At 65.5% G+C, this 19679-nt stretch carries 21 protein-coding genes; 16 read left to right on the forward strand and 5 right to left on the reverse strand.

The window, feature by feature from the left end; all coding sequences use genetic code 11:
* The first annotated feature begins 63 nt into the window (after positions 1-63).
* Positions 64-855 (forward strand): YdcF family protein, encoded by a 792-nt coding sequence (locus GIW81_RS01410; protein WP_154737568.1) that lies wholly within the window; start codon positions 64-66, stop codon positions 853-855.
* Here GIW81_RS01410 and GIW81_RS01415 read toward each other — a convergent pair.
* Positions 852-1772, reverse strand: a complete 921-nt coding sequence (locus GIW81_RS01415; RefSeq protein ID WP_154737569.1) for an alpha/beta fold hydrolase — start codon at positions 1770-1772, stop codon at positions 852-854. The two genes, GIW81_RS01410 and GIW81_RS01415, sit on opposite strands and share 4 nt — an antisense overlap.
* Positions 1773-1806: 34 nt before the next feature.
* Positions 1807-3948: a lytic transglycosylase domain-containing protein gene (locus GIW81_RS19305; RefSeq protein WP_154737570.1), complete on the reverse strand. Its 2142-nt coding sequence runs from the start codon at positions 3946-3948 to the stop codon at positions 1807-1809.
* 383 nt (positions 3949-4331) lie between these two features.
* Here GIW81_RS19305 and dapA point away from each other — a divergent pair, with 383 nt between their 5' ends.
* From dapA to GIW81_RS01440, 4 genes are read left to right on the forward strand one after another with little or no spacing between them, the layout of a single operon-like run.
* Positions 4332-5222 (forward strand): 4-hydroxy-tetrahydrodipicolinate synthase, encoded by an 891-nt coding sequence (gene dapA, locus GIW81_RS01425; RefSeq protein ID WP_154737571.1) that lies wholly within the window; start codon positions 4332-4334, stop codon positions 5220-5222.
* 38 nt (positions 5223-5260) lie between these two features.
* Positions 5261-5737: an SsrA-binding protein SmpB gene (smpB, locus tag GIW81_RS01430; RefSeq protein WP_154737572.1), complete on the forward strand. Its 477-nt coding sequence runs from the start codon at positions 5261-5263 to the stop codon at positions 5735-5737.
* Positions 5737-6321 (forward strand): peroxiredoxin, encoded by a 585-nt coding sequence (locus GIW81_RS01435; RefSeq protein WP_154737573.1) that lies wholly within the window; start codon positions 5737-5739, stop codon positions 6319-6321. The genes smpB and GIW81_RS01435 overlap by 1 nt, the downstream gene beginning before the upstream one ends.
* A complete protein-coding gene (locus GIW81_RS01440) occupies positions 6318-6881 on the forward strand; it encodes a peroxiredoxin (RefSeq protein ID WP_154737574.1) in 564 nt (187 codons plus the stop codon). The genes GIW81_RS01435 and GIW81_RS01440 overlap by 4 nt, the downstream gene beginning before the upstream one ends.
* On the opposite strand, the gene GIW81_RS01445 is transcribed toward GIW81_RS01440, so the two are convergent.
* The 3 genes from GIW81_RS01445 to GIW81_RS01455 all read right to left on the reverse strand — a co-directional run bounded on the left by GIW81_RS01445 (position 6878) and on the right by GIW81_RS01455 (position 8720).
* Entirely contained in the window at positions 6878-7285 is a 408-nt protein-coding gene (locus tag GIW81_RS01445) for a DUF3775 domain-containing protein (protein WP_154737575.1), read from the reverse strand. The genes GIW81_RS01440 and GIW81_RS01445 overlap by 4 nt on opposite strands.
* 93 nt (positions 7286-7378) lie before the next feature.
* Positions 7379-8059, reverse strand: coding sequence for a uracil-DNA glycosylase (locus GIW81_RS01450; protein WP_154737576.1), 681 nt, complete (start codon positions 8057-8059; stop codon positions 7379-7381).
* Positions 8060-8072: 13 nt separating this feature from the next.
* Entirely contained in the window at positions 8073-8720 is a 648-nt protein-coding gene (locus tag GIW81_RS01455) for a LabA-like NYN domain-containing protein (RefSeq protein WP_154737577.1), read from the reverse strand.
* A gap of 427 nt (positions 8721-9147) precedes the next feature.
* Between GIW81_RS01455 and rpoZ the strand changes: the two genes are divergently transcribed.
* From rpoZ to thrS, 11 genes are all read left to right on the forward strand, one after another.
* Positions 9148-9585 carry a DNA-directed RNA polymerase subunit omega gene (rpoZ, locus tag GIW81_RS01460; RefSeq protein WP_154737578.1) on the forward strand — a complete coding sequence of 146 codons (438 nt, stop codon included), beginning with the start codon at positions 9148-9150 and terminating at the stop codon, positions 9583-9585.
* 235 nt (positions 9586-9820) lie between these two features.
* Entirely contained in the window at positions 9821-12067 is a 2247-nt protein-coding gene (locus GIW81_RS01465; RefSeq protein ID WP_154737579.1) for a RelA/SpoT family protein, read from the forward strand.
* Between the two features lie 61 nt (positions 12068-12128).
* Positions 12129-12707, forward strand: coding sequence for a DUF2062 domain-containing protein (locus tag GIW81_RS01470; RefSeq protein ID WP_154737580.1), 579 nt, complete (start codon positions 12129-12131; stop codon positions 12705-12707).
* Positions 12708-12741: 34 nt separating this feature from the next.
* The gene (locus GIW81_RS01475) at positions 12742-13527 is read left to right on the forward strand and encodes a pyridoxine 5'-phosphate synthase (protein ID WP_154737581.1); all 786 of its coding nucleotides are present in this window, start codon (positions 12742-12744) and stop codon (positions 13525-13527) included.
* Positions 13524-13937, forward strand: coding sequence for a holo-ACP synthase (gene acpS / locus GIW81_RS01480; RefSeq protein ID WP_324614855.1), 414 nt, complete (start codon positions 13524-13526; stop codon positions 13935-13937). The genes GIW81_RS01475 and acpS overlap by 4 nt, the downstream gene beginning before the upstream one ends.
* Before the next feature lie 126 nt (positions 13938-14063).
* Entirely contained in the window at positions 14064-14822 is a 759-nt protein-coding gene (lepB, locus tag GIW81_RS01485) for a signal peptidase I (RefSeq protein WP_154737582.1), read from the forward strand.
* Positions 14823-14896: 74 nt separating this feature from the next.
* Complete coding sequence (gene rnc, locus GIW81_RS01490; RefSeq protein WP_407658183.1) at positions 14897-15607, forward strand: ribonuclease III; 711 nt, start codon at positions 14897-14899, stop codon at positions 15605-15607.
* Positions 15600-16538, forward strand: coding sequence for a GTPase Era (gene era / locus GIW81_RS01495; protein WP_154737583.1), 939 nt, complete (start codon positions 15600-15602; stop codon positions 16536-16538). Before rnc ends, era begins: the two co-directional genes overlap by 8 nt.
* Positions 16539-16618: 80 nt before the next feature.
* Positions 16619-16903 (forward strand): hypothetical protein, encoded by a 285-nt coding sequence (locus GIW81_RS01500; RefSeq protein WP_154737584.1) that lies wholly within the window; start codon positions 16619-16621, stop codon positions 16901-16903.
* 68 nt (positions 16904-16971) lie between these two features.
* On the forward strand, positions 16972-17631 hold the full coding sequence (locus GIW81_RS01505) for a hypothetical protein (protein WP_154737585.1): 660 nt from the start codon (positions 16972-16974) through the stop codon (positions 17629-17631).
* A gap of 97 nt (positions 17632-17728) precedes the next feature.
* Positions 17729-19678, forward strand: coding sequence for a threonine--tRNA ligase (gene thrS / locus GIW81_RS01510; protein WP_154737586.1), 1950 nt, complete (start codon positions 17729-17731; stop codon positions 19676-19678).
* The last annotated feature ends 1 nt before the right edge of the window (position 19679 follow it).

Genomic DNA, 19679 nt, shown 5'->3' on the forward strand with positions numbered 1-19679 from the left:
AGCGCGGGTTTCAGAACCGGTAACGCAGGTCCCCCGGGGCATCAACGGGCCGAGGAGATTGCTTTGTTCTACATCTCGAAGATCTTGTGGGGGCTGGCCGAGCCGAGCACCCTGCTCATCGCCCTTCTTGCAGCGGGCGCGGTGCTGCTCTTCACGCGCTTCAGCCGGACGGGCCGCTGGCTCGTCGCCACCGCCGCCGTGCTCGGCGTCATCGGCGGCTTCTCGCCCCTCAGCACCTGGCTGATCCTGCCCCTGGAGGATCGCTTTCCGCGCGCTGATCTTTCGGGACGGCCGATAGATGGGATCGTCATCCTCGGCGGCGCGGAGGATTCCCGCGTCGCCGCGGCGCGCGGCGCACATGCCCTCAACATGTCCGCCGAACGGATGACCGAGGCGGCGGCTCTGGCGCGGCGGTTCCCGGACGCGCGCGTGGTGTTCACCGGCGGATCGATCGAGGTGCTGAGCGCTCCTACCTACGAGGCGGATGCCGCGCGCCATCTCCTGAGCGATCTGGGTATCGATGGCGAGCGCGTGCTGTTTGATCGTCAGGCACGCAATACGGCGGAGAACGCCCACTATGCCAGGCGTCTCGCCGATCCGAAGCCGGGCGAGCGCTGGCTCCTCGTCACCTCCGGCTGGCACATGCCGCGCGCCATGGGGCTGTTCCGCAAAGCGGGGTTCGAGCTCGAGGCATGGCCCACCGACTACCGCACCATCGGCCCCAAGGACGCGTGGGCTCCGTTCGCTTCGCCCGGCGCCGGGCTGCATCGTCTCGATTTCGTGACGAAGGAGTGGATCGGCCTGCTGTTCAACTGGCTGAGCGGTCGCTCCGATAGGCTGCTGCCCGGTCCTTAAGCCGTGGCCGAGGCGAGGCTGGCGTACTGACGCCCGGAGTCCGTCGCCGTCAGGAAGTGACGGATCGCTTCGACGGTTGCCGTGTCCTTGAGGAGCGGCGCGTGCCCCTGGTTGGCGACGGTGACAGTCGCCATGGCCGGGTGGCGGCGCTGCATTTCCTCGACCGTCTCGGCGGTGAGGATGTCGGAGTTCTCGCCCCGCACGACCATCAGCGGTATGCGCTTCAGCGCCTCGAACTGCGGCCACAGCGTCGGCATCGGACCATCGAGCACGGAAAGCGCATTACCCAGATTGGAGTCGTACCCCGGCGCCGGCTTGCCGTTCTTCTCGTTGTACCACTGGCGCGCCGCTTCCTCCCAAACCGTGTCGGACACCTCGGGGAAGTGACGGCGGTTGAGCTCGCGCATCATGCGCGCCGCGTCGGGCCACGAAATGGGCAGCGGCACCCGGCCGACGTAGCCGCTGATGCGCGCCAATCCCTCGTGCTCGATCACCGGCCCGATGTCGTTCAAGATAGCGGCGCCGATGGCCGTCGGCTGGGCGGCGGCGATGAGCATGGTGATGAGGCCGCCGCGCGAAGTGCCGATCAGAGCCGCGTCGTGGAGGCCCACCGCGGTGATAAAGTCGAGCACGTCGAGCATCTCGATCTGGACGGCGTAGTTGCGCCAATCGGGATCGAATTCGGAGAGGCCACGACCACGGTAGTCGAGCGTGTAGACGGTGCGCGACACGTTCTGGCGTCGGCTAAGCGCGACGGCGAGGTCGTTGAAGTCGCGGCCGTTGCGCGTGAGGCCGGCGAGGCACAGCACCGGCCGCCCGCGCGTTCCCTCACCTGTTGCCGGATAACGGCGCGCGTGGAGGCGCAGACCGTCCCGCGATGTGTAGTAGACGTCTTCGAAGGTCGTGCCCGGCGTCATGGACTAACCTTGCCTCCCGCTAGAGCCGGTGACTTCAGTCGCGCGAATCCGCCGTACTGGTGGCGCGCACAGTGCCGCCATCGGCCGGCCGGGCCGACGCTGCGCGCGCGCGGTAAAGATCGTCTTGCAGTCGCAGCGGGTCGGGCTCGCCGAGGCGGGCACGATAGACCTGGATGTTCGACAGCACCTTGGCGACATAGTTGCGGGTTTCCTCGAAGGGAATCCGTTCGATCCAGTCGATCGGGTCAATGTTTGCCTCGCGCGGGTCGCCGAATTCCTTCACCCACTCGCGTGTGCGGCCCGGGCCGGCGTTGTAGCTCGGGAGCCCGAGGACGTACGAACCCTGCCACTCGTCGAGGCGGTCGGCGACGTATGCCGACGCGATCATGGTGTTGTAGGCATCGTCGGTCAGCAGCTTGTCGTGCTTGCACTTGATCTTGTAGTCGCGGCAAATGTGGTTGGCCGTGACCTTCATCACCTGCAGGATGCCGCGCGCGCCGGCGCCCGATACCGTGTCGCTGTTGAACTCGGTCTCCTGCCGGGCAAGGCCAAGCAGATAGGCTTCCTCCGGCGGCTTGCGCAGCGGCGTGTACTTCGGGAGTCCGTGCACCGGATAGCTGTAGTAGATGAGGTTGTGGCCGGCGGCGATTGCCGACTTGCCGATACGCACGCCTGTCTGCGTGTCACCACTGGCGCGAGCCAGATGCGCGGCCATGGCGGCCCATGCCTCATCGCTCTCGATCTTCGCCGCGTTGAGCAGGAACACGCGCGTCACGTGACGGGGCAGCTCTGCCTTGCGGGCGAGGGCGTAGGCACGCACCGCTTCATGCTCGGTGAAGCGCTTCGTCTGCTCTGCGGTCGGCGACGCCGGGGGATCGAAGTTAAGCGCCCGGCTGCCCGGCGCGAGCTTCTGGACAGCCAGCAGGCCGTGGAACGTGTCGTTGAAGCGCGCTGCGGTCTCGTAGCTTTGCTGCGCGCGTTGCTTGTCGCCGAGCGCCTCGGCCGTGCGGCCCATCCAATAGTTGGCGCGGGCGCGGGTAAGAGGTCCATCGGCGTTCGACACGAGGATCGCGAAGTGCTTTTCGGCCTGCTTGGCGTCCTTCAGGTAGCGGAGCGCGATCCAGCCGGCCATGAACGTCTGGTCGTTCATAATGTTGACGCTGACGGGGCCGGCGTCGCGCACGATCTCGTAGGCGACCTTCGGCTTGTTGGACTTGAGCGCCAGATAGGCGAGGCCGCGGCGCTCGTACCACCACTCGTCGAGGTTGGCGACGACGAGCGGATCGAGCGGCGCCGTACGCAAGAGCTTGACGGCCTCGTCGAAGCGCTCGGCGCGGCGGTGCTGCTGAACCTTATGGAAGACGACGCCCCAGTCGGTCTTGCCGTTGGTGCCGGTGCCGAGCGCGGTCTTGTCGCCCTTGGTCTTCATGAACACGGCGAGGCGCGCCTGTGCCGTCTTTTGCTCGGCCGGGGGAAGCAAGGCGATGACCCGCTTCACCTGCGCGGCGCGTTCGACGCGGTCGACCTTGTAGCGCACGTCCTCGACGAGCAGCCGGTCGAGGCGCCACTTATGGTCCTGATCGGTGAGCATCGGCCCGAAGCGGGAGAGGAATCCCTTCTCGAGGCTCTCGGGCAGGTTTTCCTCGCGCCAGATCTTGGCGGCCAGCGCCTTCGCCTTGTCTTTCTCGCCGTGGGCGAGGTGCACGGAGGCGAGGACCGCCATGCCGGCCGGACTGCGCGCTTCGCGGCCTTTGAAGTACGTTGCGATAAGTTCGGTATCGCCGCCTTCGGAAAACAGCGACTCCTCCATCTTCCTTTGCAGGATCTCGCGGCTCGGCCAGTCGGGGTGCTCGGCGAGGAACTTGAGATAGTCGGCTGCCTCGCCCTTGCCGCGGCGGAGCCGCTCCCATTCGACCAGCGTGCGCGCGAGCGGATCGCTGAGCGTGGCCTGCACCTCTTTGGCCTTCGCCGTATCGCCGGACGACACCGCCTTGAAGGCGGCGGCGAGCTTGGTGCCGTCCTCGGCGGGAAGGCTATAGGTGAGGAGAGGGGCGACGATCGTGTCGAGCTTGGCCGTGTAAGCTTCTTCACGCGCGAGGGGAGAGGCGGGCTTGTCGCGCGCCGACGCGGCACCGGCCGCCGCCTGCGCCAGCTCGACGCGTGCCGGCTCGGCCACGCATGGGATGGCTATAAAGACCGCAGCCGCTATTACCGCGTGCCGTGCAAAGTGAGGAAATAGGCTGTGGACGGCGGGAGCGTCGGCGCAGAGGCCGGTCCCGGGCTGGCGTGGGGTCTGGGGCAATGTTCGTCCTTCCACAGGCACCGCCAACCCGGCCGGGTTGCGAGGCTTAAAGCAAGGTCCTAATGTCCCGCTCGACAGGGCGTCGCGACTCCAGCATCACCAACGCGCCGCAAAAATACCAAGCAGCCCGGCAAGGGACAAGGCGCCGAAGGATGCCGCCGGATGCGGCGAGAGCATGGCGCCGGGGGCACTTTTCCGCTCACACCGGCTGCGTGACACGAGTATGAGAGAGCCGCAAGCTCACAGGTAACGGGCACATGTTCAAGGGATCATTTACGGCGCTGATCACGCCGTTCAGGAACGGCGACCTCGACGAGGAGGCGTTTCAACGCTTCATCGAGTGGCAGATCAACGAGGGTACGCACGGGCTGGTGCCGGCGGGAACGACGGGCGAGAGCCCGACGCTGGACTACGACGAGCACAAGCGCGTCATCGAGCTGGCGGTGGAAACGGCGAAGGGCCGGGTGCCTGTGATTGCCGGGACAGGCTCGAACTCGACCGACGAGGCCATCGAGCTCACCGAATATGCCGCCAAGGTCGGCGCCGACGCGGTGCTGATCGTCACGCCGTACTACAACAAGCCGACGCAAGAGGGGCTCTATCAGCACTACAAGGCGATCAACGACGCCGTCGCGATCCCCATCGTGATCTACAACATCCCGGGGCGCTCGGTGGTCGACATGAGCGTCGATACCATGACGCGCTGCTTCGCCTTGAAGAACGTCGTCGGCGTCAAGGATGCGACCGCCAACCTCGCACGCACCTCGCAACAGCGTCTCGCCATGGGGCAGGAGTTCAACTTGCTGTCGGGCGAGGACGCCACCGCGCTGGGCTTCATGGCGCACGGCGGCCACGGCTGCATCTCGGTCGTCTCGAACATCGCGCCGCGGCTGTGCGCCGATTTCCAGAACGCTTGCCTCGCCGGCGACTACAAGACGGCGCTAGCACTGCAGGACCGTCTCATGCCGCTGCATGACGCGATGTTCTGCGAGGCGAACCCCGGCCCGGTGAAGTACGCCGCCTCGCGCCTCGGGTTGTGCGAGGCGGAGATGCGGCTGCCGCTGGTTCCCATCTCGCAAGCCTCGCAGCGCATCGTCGATGCCGCTTTGGCTCGCGTCGGCCTCGTACAGGCGCGCGCCGCCGAGTAGGGCAGCGTTCGCGCATCTAGCGCTGGAGGCGACGGTCCATGGCGGCCAAGGAAAAGGATGGCCGCCGCATCGTCGCCGAGAACCGGCAGGCGCGCCACGAGTACTTTCTCACCGAGACCTGGGAAGCCGGCTTGATGCTGACGGGCACGGAGGTGAAGTCGCTGCGCAGGGGGCAGTCGAACATCTCCGAGAGCTACGCGGCTTGGGAGGAGGGCGGCCTATGGCTGATCAACGCCTACATTCCCGAGTACCAGGGCGCCGGGCGCTTTTTCCAGCACGAACCGCGCCGCAAGCGCCGGCTGCTGCTGCACGCCAAGGAGATCCACAAGCTCACGATCGCGGTTGAGCGGCAGGGCATGACCATTGTCCCGCTCGAGCTCTATTTCAATCCGCGCGGCATCGCCAAGCTGAAGCTGGCCCTGGCGCAGGGCAAGAAGCTGCACGACAAGCGCGAGACCGAGAAGAAGCGGGACTGGAACCGTGAGAAGGCGCGCCTGATGCGGGACAAGGGCTGATGTCCGCAGGACCGACACCGGCGAGCTATATGGACGTCGACTGGTCGAGCCTACCACCACCTGAGGACGACGGCGCTGCCCGGCACCTCGTCGGCGCGCGGCTGCCGGGCGTTGCGTTGGCAGCCACGGATGGGACGGAAGTGGCGCTGGCGCGCCTGCCGGGTCGGACCGTCATCTTCTCGTATCCAAAAACCGGGCAACCCGGGACGGAGATGCCCGAGGGGTGGGACGCGATCCCCGGTGCCCGCGGATGCACGCCGCAAACCTGCGCTTTTCGCGACCATCACGCCGAGCTCATCGCCGCCGGCGCCGACCGGGTTTTCGGGCTATCGACCCAGGACACCGTCTACCAGCGCGAGGCGGCCCAGAGACTGCACCTGCCGTTCCCCCTCTTGTCGGATGCGGCGCTGCGCCTCACGACCGCATTGCGGCTTCCTGTCATGCTTGTTGGCGGCGCCACGCTCCTGAAGCGCATGGCACTGATCATCGAGGACGGCGTCGTCGCGCATGTGTTCTACCCGGTATTTCCGCCCGACCAGAACGCAGCCGAAGTGCTGGGGTGGTTGAGGGCGCGGCAGGAATGACGACGGACGACACGCCAGCATCGCTGCCTGACGACGGGGCAGCCGACCACCTGACCAGCGGCCTCGTGTTGCCCGATATGGCGCTCCCGTCGAGCCGCGGCGGCATGCTCAATCTGAGCACGCGCGCCGGCGCGGCGGTGGTCTACGTCTACCCGTGGACGGGGCGCCCCGGCGTCAGCGATCCCCCCGGTTGGGACACGATCCCCGGCGCGCACGGCTCGACGCCGGAGACCGAGGGCTTCCGCGACTACTATCTGAAGTTTCGGGCGCAGCGCATCGAGGTGTTTGGCCTAAGCGCGCAATCGCCGGAGCACCACGCCGAGCTTATCGAGCGCCTCGCCGTTCCGTTCCCGTTGTTGAGCGACGAGACCCTGGCATTGCAGGCGGCGCTCAAGCTGCCGACCTTCGAGGCCGGCGGCGTAACCTACCTGAAGCGCCTGACGTTGCTGGTGCGCGACGGGCGCATCACCCACACCTTCTATCCGGTGGAGCGGCCGGCCTCGCACGCGCGCGAGGTGCTGGAGTGGCTGGATGAGAAGCGGCGCGCCATCGCGCGCTAGAGGACGTCGCTCTCGACGTCGTCGACCGAGTAGCCGAGCTTCTCGAGGCCTTCCTCGAGGTAGTCGGCGAGCAGTGGAATGCCGAGCAGATAGTTCGATGTCGCGTTGGCGCGCTCTGACCGTGCGGTTTCGACCGCCTCCTCGAACTCTTCCTTTTCGTAGGTGCCGCGCCCGAGCCACATGAGCGCCACGAGGTTAGCCTGCTCGTCGTAGTTCATGCGGTCGATGAAGCCCGAAAGCTCGGCGCGGGTCGGATCGTTGGTGTAGTCCTCGAGGATGGCGCTCGGATCCTCCTCGGCATCGCCGTTCGCCGGCGTGTCGTCCCAGGCCCCCACTTTGACGTCGTATTCGCGCGCCTTGATGATCACGTGCGCGACCTTTTCAGGGGCGATCTCGAGAGCCATAGCGGGGGTTCTCCCAGCGTGTTGCTGCGCAACGCTGGGATAGCATCGGCAGGCGCGCCACGAAAGTCCACAAGGGAATGCGCCGTTCGGCGGTCAATGCCGCGGCGCCTTCGCCGGCGTCGTTGCCAGGAAATTGCGCACGTCGGCAAACACCGCGTGGAACATTTCCTCTGTCAGCCGCCGCGTATTGGTGTTGTAGCGCGAGCAGTGGAAGCTATCGATGAGGTGTACGCCGCTCGGCAACTCGTGGTGCGCCGCGTGCGCGAACGGATACTGCGATTTGCGGCAGCCGAGCGCGGCGAGAGCGCTGTCGTGCGCAATGCGTCCGAGCGCGACCATGACGCGGACGTTCGGCAAGGAGCCCATACGCGAGCGAAGAAAGTTGCAGCAGGTGCTGATCTCTTGTGGCGTCGGCTTGTTCTGCGGCGGCACGCAGCGCACCGAATTCGAGATGATGCAGTCGACGAGCTCGAAGCCGTCGTCGGCCCGCGCGTCATAGTGACCGCGGGCGAAGCCGAACTGCAGCAGCGTCGAATAGAGGAGGTCGCCGGCGTAGTCGCCGGTGAACGGGCGACCGGTGCGGTTGGCGCCGTTGAGCCCGGGAGCCAGTCCGACAATGAGCAGCCGGGCACCTAGGTCGCCGAACGAGGGCACCGCGCCGTTGAACCAATCGGGATGTTTGCGCTGGTTGTCCTCGCGGAACTCAACCAGCCGGGGGCAGCGGCTGCACAGCTTCGGCGCCTCCGGCGCGAATGTGTCCCCCGCTGCGCCCATCGGCTATTTGCCGTCAGACCTCTTCGGACAGGTCGTCGTTTTCCTGGAAGGAGGCAGGCTCGGTGCGCGCGCCGTATCCGCCGCGGCTGCTGCCGCCGAACGAGCGACCACCCTCGCGAGCCGTCCGCGCAGCCGGATCACGGCAGATGAGCTGCTCGAGGTCGGCGAGGTCGACGAACTGATCCGCTTGCCGGCGCAACTCGTCGGCGACCATCGGCGGCTGCGTCTGCAGGGTGGAGACGACGCTGACGCGCTTGCCCTTCTGCTGCAAAGCGGCGACGAGGCTGCGGAAGTCTCCGTCGCCCGAGAACAGCACGATATGGTCGAGGTTGTCGGCCAACCGCATGGCATCGACGCTCAGCTCGATGTCCATGTTGCCCTTCACCTTGCGGCGACCGGAGGCGTCGGTGAACTCCTTCGTCGGCTTCGTCACCATGGTGAAGCCGTTGTAGTCGAGCCAGTCGATGAGGGGCCGAATGGAGGAATACTCTTGGTCCTCGGCGAGCGCCGTGTAGTAGAGGGCGCGCACGAGCTGACCCTTCTGGCGGAAGAGCGCGAGCAGACGTTTGTAGTCGATATCGAAGCCGAGCGACTTGGCCGTGGCGTAGAGGTTGGCTCCGTCGATGAACAGAGCGATGCGTTCGTTCTGGTAGAAATGCATTCCTTCACCCTTAAGGCGGCAAGTGCATAAAAGCACTTACACAGTAGTTCTCAATGAAAGGGGCCCGCAGAGCCGTTGTGGCCGGCGACGTGCGGATGCCGGATTCTTAGCACCTTCTCAGACGGCCAAGGTATTATATTGGCTCGATTTTTAGCGACAATGTGAAGCACCGAGTATCCCCCAAGTCAACACTGCATAATCTAGGATCAACGGTGAGCTTTGGCAAAAGTTGGAGAAGCTGATCTTGTCGCGCGCTGGGGCGACGCCGAAGTTATAACCCGGCATTGGTGATCAACAAAGCTTCATCCTGGCTTGATTTGCGCGTTCTTTCATGCGACGACAGAGGCCTTGGCGCCGCTAGGCCGCGTTTCCGCGGGCGCGGCGCCGTTTCCCTTTTGATCTGCCTGTTCCTAGAGGGGTGTCGCTGATGGCACGCGTGACTGTCGAAGATTGCGTGGACAAGGTTCCGAACCGGTTCGAACTGGTTCTGCTAGCCGCGCATCGCGCGCGTTCGATCGCCGACGGCAGTGCCGTGACCATCCCCGTCAACGACGACAAGAACCCGGTCATCGCTCTGCGCGAGATCGCCGAAAAGACGATCCCGCCGGAGGACATGCGCGAGTCGCTCATCCACTCCATCCAGAAGAACGTCGAGGTCGACGAGCCGGAGGCGGTCGCCGCTCCGCTGCTGCCCCCCGATCGCCGCTCACCTGTCCTCGGCCGCGACGACCAGTCGAGCGACAGCGTTGTCGACGTTATGACAGAAGAGCAGCTGCTGCGCGGCCTGGAAAGCATGACCCCGACCGAGCCGTCGGCAAACGGCGGTCCCAATGGCGGGCCTCGGGAGCGCGATCGCGGCCGTTGAGCATAGCGCCGGGCCAGCGTTGAAGCGGGAGCCGGTATCACCCTCGGCCGCGGCCGGCCTAGTGTCCCGATTCCGAAGTTCGCCACAGTTCGCTGCTCGGTCGGAGCGAACTTCGGAAGCATAAGGGACACTGGACTCGGAGACTGGCTAGTGTGATTCAGATCGAGAAATTCGTTCGGTACTTCGCCGCGAACGATGACGTGTTTCTCGAGCATCACACTAGGAGCGGCGGGCCATGATGCGGCAATACGAGCTCGTCGAGCGGGTTCAGAGCTACGATCCTAAGGCGGACGAGGCGCTGCTCAATCGCGCCTATGTCTACGCCATGAAGGCGCACGGCAATCAGAAGCGCGCCTCCGGTGACCCGTACTTCTCGCATCCCCTCGAAGTCGCCGCCATTCTCACCGACCTGAAGCTCGACGAGGCGACGATCGTCACGGCGCTGCTGCACGACGTCATCGAGGACACGCCCATCACCCGGGCGGAGATCGATCAGCTGTTCGGGCCCGAGATCGGCAGGCTCGTCGACGGCCTCACCAAGATCCGCCGTCTCGACCTCGTCACGAAGAAGGCCGAGCAGGCCGAGAACTTCCGTAAGCTTCTCGTCGCCATCTCCAGCGACATCCGCGTCCTGCTCGTGAAGCTTGCCGACCGCGTGCACAACATGCGCACGCTCGAGCATGTGAAGCCCGAGACGCGCAAGCGCATCTCCGAGGAGACGCTCGACATCTATGCGCCGCTGGCCGCGCGCATGGGCATGGAAAAGATGCGCGAGGAGCTGGAGGACCACGCTTTTCGCTGGCTGCATCCCGATGCCTACGCCGCGGTCACCGCGAAGCTCGCCGAGTTGCGCAAGTCGAACGAGGGCCTCGTCGAGGAAATTCGTGCCGCGCTGGCCGCCAAACTGGCCGAGGTCGGCATCGACGCGGAAGTGTCGGGGCGGGAGAAGAAGGCCTATGCCATCTGGCGCAAGATGGCCAACAAGCAGATCAGCCTCGAGCAGCTGTCCGACATCTTCGCCTTCCGCGTCATCACCAAGTCGATCGACGACTGCTACCGCGTGCTGGGTGTCGCGCATACGACCTGGCGAACCGTCCCCGGTCGCTTCAAGGACTACATCTCGACGCCCAAGCAGAACAACTATCAGTCGATCCACACGACCATCGTCGGGCCGCGGCACCAACGCGTCGAGCTGCAGATCCGCACGCGCGTGATGCACGATATCGCCGAGTACGGCGTCGCCGCGCACGCGATGTACAAGGATACGACGCGCATGAACGGCCAGCTTCTCAGCCGGCCGGTCAGCGAGTCGCAGAAGGAAGTGGGGCCATACGTCTGGCTTCGCCGGCTCGTCGAGACGCTGCTCGAAGGCTCCAACCCGGAGGAGTTCCTCGAGCACACCAAGCTCGAGCTGTTCCAGGATCAGGTGTTCTGCTTCACGCCGAAGGGGCGCCTCATCGCCCTGCCGCGCGGCGCGACGCCGCTCGACTTCGCGTATGCGGTGCACACCGACGTCGGCAACGGCGCGGTAGGCGCCTTCGTCAACGGCCGCCACGTGCCCATCGACAGCCAGTTGCGCAACGGCGACGAGGTCGAGATCGAGACGGCCAAGAACCACACGCCGCCGGCGGCCTGGGAGAACCTCGTGGTCACCGGCCGCGCGCGCTCGGCCATACGCCGCGCCGCGCGCGATGCCGTGCGCCGCCAGTACAGCGAGCTCGGGCGCCGCCTCCTCGCCTCGCACTTCGAGCGCCTCGGCGAAGAGTTCACCGACGAGACGCTGAAGAAGGCGCTTCCACGGCTGAGCTACAAATCACTCGAGGATGCGCTTGCCGCCGTCGGGCGCAATGAGCTCCCGATCGACAACGTCCTCAAGGCGACGATCCCGGACGCGGTCGAGCATGAGCCGAAGAAGCCGACCTACCGGCGCACGCGCCGCTTCGGCCGCGCCCGCGGTCAGGACGGCTGGTTCAACATCGATCGGGTGATGAGCCTCAAGTTCCGCAGTGACGCCGAACCCAAAGGAGCCGGTCCGGCTAGCGGCCTGGCCATCCGCGGCGTCAACGACGACCTGCCAGTCAGCTTCGAGCCGGGCGGCGCCGTACCGGGCGATCGCATCGTCGGGGTCATGATCCCGGGGGAAGGGATCCGCATCTTCCAGATCCATTCGCCCCGACTCAGGGAATACGAGCACGAGGGCTGGATCGACGTGACCTGGGACGTCGACACCGACACGCCCCAGCGTTTTCCGGCCCGCATAAGTGTCACAGCCCTAAACGAACCGGGAACTTTGGCCCAGATTGCCAAAGTTATAGGTGAGGCTGGCGGCAACATCGATAACGTCAGGATGATGCGCCGAGCCTCCGATTTCACGGAAATGCGCATCGAGCTGGAGGTTCTCGACCTGGTGCATTTGAACCACATCATAGCCGGCCTTCGTGAGAAAGCAGTGGTCAACAAGGTTGAGCGGGTATTCGATTAATAGGAGAATCTGTCAGGCGGGGAACAGACATAAGCTCGGCCACACCGGAGTAGTCGAAGGTATGGTGCTTAACCCTCGTCAGCAGTTGCAGGCCCGTTCGGGTGTTGTGTTTTCGCTTCCGCGCTGGAGGTGGCTGCAGGGCGTACGCACGACCGGCCGTCGCCTTGTCAGCCTGAAGTCGAGCCCGCATGAGATCGCGCTGGGTTGCGCGCTGGGCGCCTTCGTCTCCATCACCCCTCTGCTGGGCGTACAGACCTTGTTGGCAGTCATTCTTGCCCTGGTGCTGCGCGCCAGCGTGCCGGCGGCGATCATCGGCACGTTCGTCGGCAACCCGCTGAGTTGGCCGTTCATTTGGGTGTCGACCTACGTCATGGGGCTGCAGATGGTCGGCCTCGAAACCGCCATGGACCCGGGCGCCGTACAACGCAACGTCATGTTGCTGTGGGGCGCCCTCATCGACCCGTCGCCCCAGCTTTTCGACGCGACGGCCGCCCTGTTGTGGCCGCTCCTATGGCCGATGCTTGCCGGCAGCGTGCCAATTGGCCTGCTCACGGCAGCAATCGTCTACTATATTTCGAGGAACGTCGTCCGCGGATGGCGGCTACGTATTATGAACCGGGCGACAGAGGCGGCCGAATAGTCCGCCCACCCATTAAATTTCCTGGCCTATCGAAATGCGGACCTTCCCCAATTTGCGCCTCGGCGTGAACATCGATCACGTCGCCACCATCCGTAATGCCCGCGGCGGTCGCCACCCCGACCCCCTGCGGGCCGCGCACATTGCCGTCGAGGCGGGCGCCGACGGCATCACCGCGCACCTGCGCGAAGACCGGCGGCACATTTCCGACGACGACATCGCCCGCTTGAAAAGCGAGCTGACGCGGCCGCTCAATCTTGAAATGGCCGCCACCGACGAGATGCTCGCCATCGCCCTGCGGCATTTGCCCAACGCCTGCTGCATCGTTCCCGAACGGCGCGAGGAACGCACGACCGAAGGCGGCCTCGACGTCGGCGGCGGTGGGGCGCGGCTGGAGCGCATCGTCGGCGAGCTGCAGGACGCGGGCATCCGCGTGTCGCTGTTCATCGAGCCGGATGCCGGCGCGGTGGAGGCTTCGGCGCGCATCGGCGCCGACATCGTCGAGCTGCACACCGGCGCCTATTGCGAGCGGGCGCTCGAGGGCAATGCGGCCGCCGTCGCCAAGGAGCTGGAACGCATCACCAAGGCGGCGCGCCTCGCCGATGATGCAGGGCTCGAGGCGCACGCCGGTCACGGGCTGACCTTCAATACGGTCGCAGCGGTGTCGCGCCTGCCGCAGATCGTCGAGCTCAACATCGGGCACTTCCTTATCGGCGAAGCCATCTTCGGCGGCCTGGGGCGCGCGGTGCAGCGCATGCGGGCGCTCATGGATGACGCGCGCAACGAAGCAGCACTCGCTGGCCAGCAAGCGAGGTCTGCGTGATCCTTGGCGTCGGCAACGACCTCATCGACATCCGTCGCATCGAAAAGACGCTCGCGCGCTACGGCGATCGGTTCATCTCCCGCGTGTTCACCGAGCTGGAGCGCAAGAAGTCGGAAGGCCGCCGCCAGCGGGCGGCATCCTACGCCAAACGGTTCGCCGCCAAGGAGGCGTGCGCCAAGGCGCTGGGCACGGGTCTCAGCCACGGCGTCTACTGGCGCGACATGGGCGTCGTGAACCTGCCTTCGGGGCGCCCAACCCTCAGGCTAACCGGTGGAGCGGCGAAGATTCTCAAGGAGATGACGCCCGAGGGTTACGAGGCCCGGATCGATCTGACGCTCACCGACGATTTTCCCCTGGCCGCCGCCATCGTCATCATCTCCGGGCTTCCCGAGAAGGGTGACAGACGCTGACAGGGAACGGCATGCCGCACCGCGACATGCCAGCACACTGGGACTACCGCGCGAATTGCGCCGCGACGGCAAAATGGCTATAGCGGCCCGGGCGTGCAGCCGGGCCTGCCGCATTGGGAGTTTCGCATGGCCGTATCGGCGAATACCAGGAAGGGCGGATGGCTGGAGACGGCCACCATCGTCATCGAGGCGCTGGCCATTGCCATGGTCGTGCGCACCTTCCTCTACCAGCCATTCAACATCCCGTCGGGCTCGATGAAGGAGACGCTGCTGATCGGCGACTACCTCTTCGTGTCCAAGCTCTCCTACGGCTACAGCCGCTACTCGTTCTACAACTTCATCCCTTTTGAGGGGCGCATCTTCCCCGCCGAGCCCAAGCGCGGCGATGTCGTCGTGTTCAAGCTGCCGCGCGATAATTCCACCGACTACATCAAGCGCGTCGTCGGCCTTCCGGGCGATCAGATCGATGTGCGCTCGGGCGTGCTTTACATCAACGGCCAGGAAGTTCCGCGCAAGCGCATCGGCGACTTCGTCACCCAGGAGGACGCAGGTCCCCCGCGTCCCATTCCCGCGTACGAGGAGACACTGCCCAACGGCGTGAAGTACACGGTGCTCGACGCTGAGGAGAACGGTCCGTTCGACAACGTCGGCCCCTACAAGGTGCCAGTGGGGCACTACTTCATGATGGGCGACAACCGCGACAACTCCACCGACAGCCGCGCCTCGTGGGGCGTGGGCTACGTGCCGTTCGACAATCTCATCGGGCGCGCCGAGATCATCTTCTTCTCCGCCGCCGTCGACGAGCCGGATGCCTTCCGCTGGTGGAGCCCGTGGACGTGGCCGTTCGACATTCGCTGGAACCGTTTCTTCAAGCTCGTTCGTTAGCTTGCGCCATGCCTCCCGGCCGCGCCACCGCCAGTCCGGCGCAGCGCCCGCAAACATTTTAAGCTCATCCCGTGATACTGCGTCCGCGAAAGTTCAAGGAACTCGAGAAAGCGCTGGGGCATCGCTTCAAGAACCAGCAGCTGATCGCGGTTGCCTTGACGCACGCCAGCATGCGCGGCGGCAAGGAGCAGACCAGTGACAACGAGCGACTCGAGTTCATCGGCGACCGCGTGCTAGGCCTCGTCATCGCCGAAGCCTTGAGCGAGCGGTTCCCCTCGGCCAGCGAGGGTGAACTCGCCCGCCGCTACAATCGACTGGTGCGGGGCGAGGCGTGCGCACGGGTCGCCCGCTCCATCGGCCTGGGTTCCAACCTTATCTTGTCCGACAGCGAGGCCGGCAGCGGCGGTCGCGCCAAGGGCACCATCCTCGCCGACGCGATGGAGGCGATCCTCGGTGCCATCTTTCTCGACGCCGGCTTCGAGGCGGCGCGCTCCGTCGTCCGGCGCCTCTGGGGCAGCAACGACGACCAGCATCAGACGGGCGCCAGTCCCGACGCGAAGTCGGCGCTGCAGGAATGGGCGCAAGGCAAGGGCCTGGCGCTGCCCGAGTACATCGAGGTGAGCCGCAAGGGACCCGACCACGCCCCGCGCTTCATCTCCGAGGTGCGCATCAGCGGTTGCGAGCCGGCGCGCGGCGAGGGCGCCTCCAAGCGCTCGGCCGAACAGGCGGCGGCGCGGGCATTGCTGGAGCGCGAGGGCGTCGCAGGAGCGGAAGCCCATGAGTGAGCGAGACGACCCAAAAGGAATGCCCGACGCCGCGCAGCAGCGTTGCGGCTTCATCGCCGTCATCGGCGCGCCCAACGCCGGCAAGTCGACGCTGGTCAACGCGCTGGTCGGCGCCAAGGTGTCGATCGTCTCGCACAAGGTGCAGACGACGCGCGTTCCCGTGCGCGGCATCGCCAACGAGGGCGACAGCCAACTCGTCTTCGTCGACACGCCGGGCGTATTCGCACCCAAGAAGCGTCTCGAGACGGCGATGGTGGAAGCGGCCTGGGGCGGCGCCCGCGATGCCGACATCGTCGTGCTCGTCGTCGATGCGGCGCGCGGGCTCGACGAGGAGGTGGCGGGCATCGTCACCAAGCTCGAAGGTGTGAAGCTGCCGCGTCTCCTGGCGCTCAACAAGATCGACAAGCTGGGGAGCCGCGAGAAGCTGCTGGAACTGGCCGCCGATCTCAACCAGAAGCTCACCTTCGATGGCGTCTACATGATCTCCGCCACCGACGGCGACGGCATCGGGGATCTCAAGCACAACCTCGCCGCACGCGTGCCGCCCGGACCCTGGCACTACCCGGCCGACGATCTCACCGACGCGCCGCTACGCCTGCTCGCCGCCGAGATCACCCGCGAGAAGATCTTCCACCGCCTGCACGACGAGGTGCCCTACGCCTCGACCGTGGAGACAACCGAGTGGACCGAGCGCCGGGACGGCTCGGTGCGCATCGAGCAGACGATCTTCGTCGCCCGCGACGGACAGAAGGCGATCATGCTCGGCAAGGGCGGGCAGACTATCAAGCAGGTGTCGATGGACTCGCGCCGCGAGCTGACGGCGATCCTCGAACGCCCGGTCCACCTGTTCCTGTTCGTGAAGGTCCGCTCGAACTGGCAGGACGATCCGGAGCGCTACCGCGAGATGGGCCTCGAGCTGCCGAAGAAGTAGCTTGCCGCCGCGCTATTTCCGAAGGAACACCGTGGCGGCTAAATTGCCGCTATGCTCCGTGTCCCGATCGGAGCCCGTCCATGACGCCCTCGCCGCCCGCCCCACCCCAGACGTCCAGCACGTTCCTGCGCACGCTCGCCGTCGCGGCGGTCGTCGGCCTCATCCTGTTCGCCGTGCTCTGGTACACGGTTTTCAGCGCGGTGACGGCGGCGCTGGTCGCCACCGGCGGGACGGGCGTGATCGTTGTTGGCGCCAACGTTTCGGACGTCTTCGAGAGCCTGCTCGAGATGCTGGCCAATATCCTGCTCGGCATCCTTGCCGCCATCAGCGCCTTCTTCGCCGCCGTTTTCTCTATTTTCAACTGACGCTTGGCAACTGCACCCCAGCTGCGAGATGCTGACCCGCATATTCCGGCTACCCCGGGGGCCGCTCGATGCGCCGGCTGTTCGTTGTTTTGTGTCTTGCTGATGCGTTGTTGCAAGTCGGCGGCTTCGCCACGAGCGCCGAGGAGGTGGAGTGCACTCGCTACGTCGCCGCCGTCGGCAAGATCGTGCGCGTGCCATGCGATGATGGGGGCGCACCCGGCGCGGGGGCGCAATCCGATCGCACGCCAGCCATGCACTTCACCCCCGCCGAGCTCGACAAGGTCGCGCCCTTGCGTAGCCAGCTCACCCAACTAGCAGATGCTTTGCGCTCGGCTGAGGGCGATCGGGTCTTCCGCGACAGCTTCTGCACCGCGGTGAGCATGGCGCAGCTCGTGCAAGGCACGCGGAGCCGACGCGAGAGAAAGAAGCTCTTCGACGAGACGATAGTCATGCAGGCCAAGCTTGGCGATCGCGGTCGATTGCTGAGCGCAGCCCTCACCAAGCCGGTGACCGACCCGCTGCTCGACACGGCCGTGAACGAAGCCAGCGGATCCCGCCTGCGCCACACGCCGGAAGGGATGTCCTTCATCAGCGTGCGCGACCGGTTTCAATTGAACTGTAGCTGTCTGCGTGACCGGAGACCGCCGAAACGCCTGGTCTGCTGCGACAATTGCGGCCTCGGCGAGCTGAAGGCCCGCTTGCAGGCCGATCAGACCGGCGCTCGGTGAGAAACGCTCCCCCGGCTTGACTCTGACCGCCCCGCGCCGCACATAACCGCTCCAACTTACGCTGCGTTGGTAGGCAGCGAGTGAGAGGAGCGAGACGATGTCCGACGTTACGTTGACGTTTCCCGATGGCGCGAGCCGCCAGGTGAAATCGGGGACGACGGGGCTCGAGGTCGCCAAGTCGATTTCGCCCTCTCTGGCCAAGCGCACCGTGGCCATGAGCCTCGACGGCAAGCTCGCCGATCTCGCCGATCCCATTACCGCCGACGCCGCGATCAAGTTCGTGTCGCGTAACGATCCGGAAGCCCTCGAGCTGATCCGGCACGACGCCGCACACGTCATGGCCGAGGCCGTGCAGGACATCTGGCCGAAGACGCAGGTGACGATCGGCCCGGTGATCGAGAACGGCTTCTATTACGACTTCGCCAAGCAGGAGCCGTTCCACCCCGACGATCTCGCCAAGATCGAAAAGAAGATGGGCGAGATCATCGCCAAGAACGCACCGTTCACGAAGGAATTCTGGAGCCGGAAAAAGGCAAAGGATTTCTTCCGCGAGCGCGGCGAGAACTTCAAGGTCGAGCTGGTCGACGCCATCCCCGAAGACCAAGAGCTGAAGATCTATAAGCAGGGCGAATGGCTCGACCTCTGCCGCGGCCCGCACATGGCCTCGACGGGGCAGATTGGCAAGGCGTTCAAGCTGCAGAAGATCGCCGGCGCCTATTGGCGCGGTGATCCGAACAAGCCGATGCTGCAGCGGATCTACGGCACGGCATGGGCGACGGAGGACGAGCTCAAGGCCTACCTGCATCGCCTCGAGGAAGCCGAGAAGCGCGATCACCGCAAGCTCGGCCGCGAGATGGACCTGTTCCATTTCCAGGAGGAGGCGCCGGGCTCGGTCTTCTGGCACGCCAAGGGCTGGACGCTCTTCCAGACGCTTATCGCCTACATGCGCCGCCGCCTCGACGCGGCCGGCTACAACGAGGTCAACTCTCCCGACATGATGGAAAAGAGCTTCTGGGAGCTCTCCGGCCATTGGGAGAACTATCACGAGATGATGTTCGTCACGGAGCTGCCGGACGAGCGCGTCTTCTGCTGCAAGCCGATGAACTGCCCCGGCCACGTGCAGATTTTCAAGCACGGCTTGAAGAGCTACCGCGACCTGCCGCTGAAGATCTCCGAGTTCGGCAAGGTGCACCGCTACGAGCCGTCGGGCGCCATGCACGGGCTCTTGCGCGTGCGCCACTTCACGCAGGACGACGCGCACATCTTCATCACCGAGGAGCAGCTTGCCGAGCAGTGCCTCGAGGTGAACGACCTGCTCTTGTCCATCTATGAGGACTTCGGCTTCAAGGACATCGTCGTCAAGTTGTCGACGCGGCCGGAAAAGCGCGTCGGCACCGACGAGCAGTGGGACCACGCCGAGGCCATCATGGCGAAGGTGCTGAAGGAGATCGAGAAGCGCGGGCAGGGACGCATCAAGACGGCGATCAACCCGGGCGAGGGCGCCTTCTACGGCCCGAAGTTCGAGTACGTCCTGAAGGACGCCATCGGCCGCGACTGGCAGTGCGGCACGACGCAGGTCGACTTCAACCTGCCCGGCCGCCTCGGCGCCTTCTACATCGACGAGCACTCGGAGAAGAAGACGCCGGTGATGATCCACCGCGCCATCTTCGGTTCGCTGGAGCGCTTCACGGGCGTGCTGATCGAGAACTTCGCCGGCCACTTCCCGCTGTGGCTCGCGCCGTTGCAGATCGTGGTGGCGACCATTGTGTCCGACGCCGACGCCTATGCGTTGCAGGTCGCTGAGAAGATACGCGCCGCGGGCCTGCGCGTCGACGTCGATCTCAGGAACGAGAAGATCAACTACAAGGTGCGCGAGCACTCGCTGGCCAAGGTGCCGGTGATGCTGGTGGTCGGCAAACGCGAGGCGGAGGAGGGGCTGGTGTCGATCCGCCGCCTCGGCTCGCAGGACCAGACGGTGACGCCTTTCGCCGAAGCTCTCGCGGCGCTCAAGGACGAGGCCACCCCGCCGGACCAGAAGCGCGGCTGAC

This window comes from Hyphomicrobium album (assembly GCF_009708035.1).
Lineage (GTDB): Bacteria > Pseudomonadota > Alphaproteobacteria > Rhizobiales > Hyphomicrobiaceae > Hyphomicrobium_A > Hyphomicrobium_A album.

Excerpts from the sequence above, each read along its gene's own strand:
- thrS (WP_154737586.1), top strand. The coding sequence starts at position 17,729 with ATGTCCGACGTTACGTTGACGTTTCCCGATGGCGCGAGCCGCCAGGTG.
- smpB (WP_154737572.1), top strand. The coding sequence starts at position 5,261 with ATGGCGGCCAAGGAAAAGGATGGCCGCCGCATCGTCGCCGAGAACCGG.
- GIW81_RS01455 (WP_154737577.1), bottom strand. The coding sequence starts at position 8,720 with ATGCATTTCTACCAGAACGAACGCATCGCTCTGTTCATCGACGGAGCC.
- GIW81_RS01470 (WP_154737580.1), top strand. The coding sequence starts at position 12,129 with ATGGTGCTTAACCCTCGTCAGCAGTTGCAGGCCCGTTCGGGTGTTGTG.
- GIW81_RS01465 (WP_154737579.1), top strand. The coding sequence starts at position 9,821 with ATGATGCGGCAATACGAGCTCGTCGAGCGGGTTCAGAGCTACGATCCT.
- GIW81_RS01505 (WP_154737585.1), top strand. The coding sequence starts at position 16,972 with ATGCGCCGGCTGTTCGTTGTTTTGTGTCTTGCTGATGCGTTGTTGCAA.
- GIW81_RS01475 (WP_154737581.1), top strand. The coding sequence starts at position 12,742 with ATGCGGACCTTCCCCAATTTGCGCCTCGGCGTGAACATCGATCACGTC.
- GIW81_RS01440 (WP_154737574.1), top strand. The coding sequence starts at position 6,318 with ATGACGACGGACGACACGCCAGCATCGCTGCCTGACGACGGGGCAGCC.
- era (WP_154737583.1), top strand. The coding sequence starts at position 15,600 with ATGAGTGAGCGAGACGACCCAAAAGGAATGCCCGACGCCGCGCAGCAG.
- GIW81_RS01415 (WP_154737569.1), bottom strand. The coding sequence starts at position 1,772 with ATGACGCCGGGCACGACCTTCGAAGACGTCTACTACACATCGCGGGAC.
- GIW81_RS01435 (WP_154737573.1), top strand. The coding sequence starts at position 5,737 with ATGTCCGCAGGACCGACACCGGCGAGCTATATGGACGTCGACTGGTCG.
- dapA (WP_154737571.1), top strand. The coding sequence starts at position 4,332 with ATGTTCAAGGGATCATTTACGGCGCTGATCACGCCGTTCAGGAACGGC.
- lepB (WP_154737582.1), top strand. The coding sequence starts at position 14,064 with ATGGCCGTATCGGCGAATACCAGGAAGGGCGGATGGCTGGAGACGGCC.
- GIW81_RS01450 (WP_154737576.1), bottom strand. The coding sequence starts at position 8,059 with ATGGGCGCAGCGGGGGACACATTCGCGCCGGAGGCGCCGAAGCTGTGC.
- rpoZ (WP_154737578.1), top strand. The coding sequence starts at position 9,148 with ATGGCACGCGTGACTGTCGAAGATTGCGTGGACAAGGTTCCGAACCGG.
- GIW81_RS01445 (WP_154737575.1), bottom strand. The coding sequence starts at position 7,285 with ATGGCTCTCGAGATCGCCCCTGAAAAGGTCGCGCACGTGATCATCAAG.
- GIW81_RS01500 (WP_154737584.1), top strand. The coding sequence starts at position 16,619 with ATGACGCCCTCGCCGCCCGCCCCACCCCAGACGTCCAGCACGTTCCTG.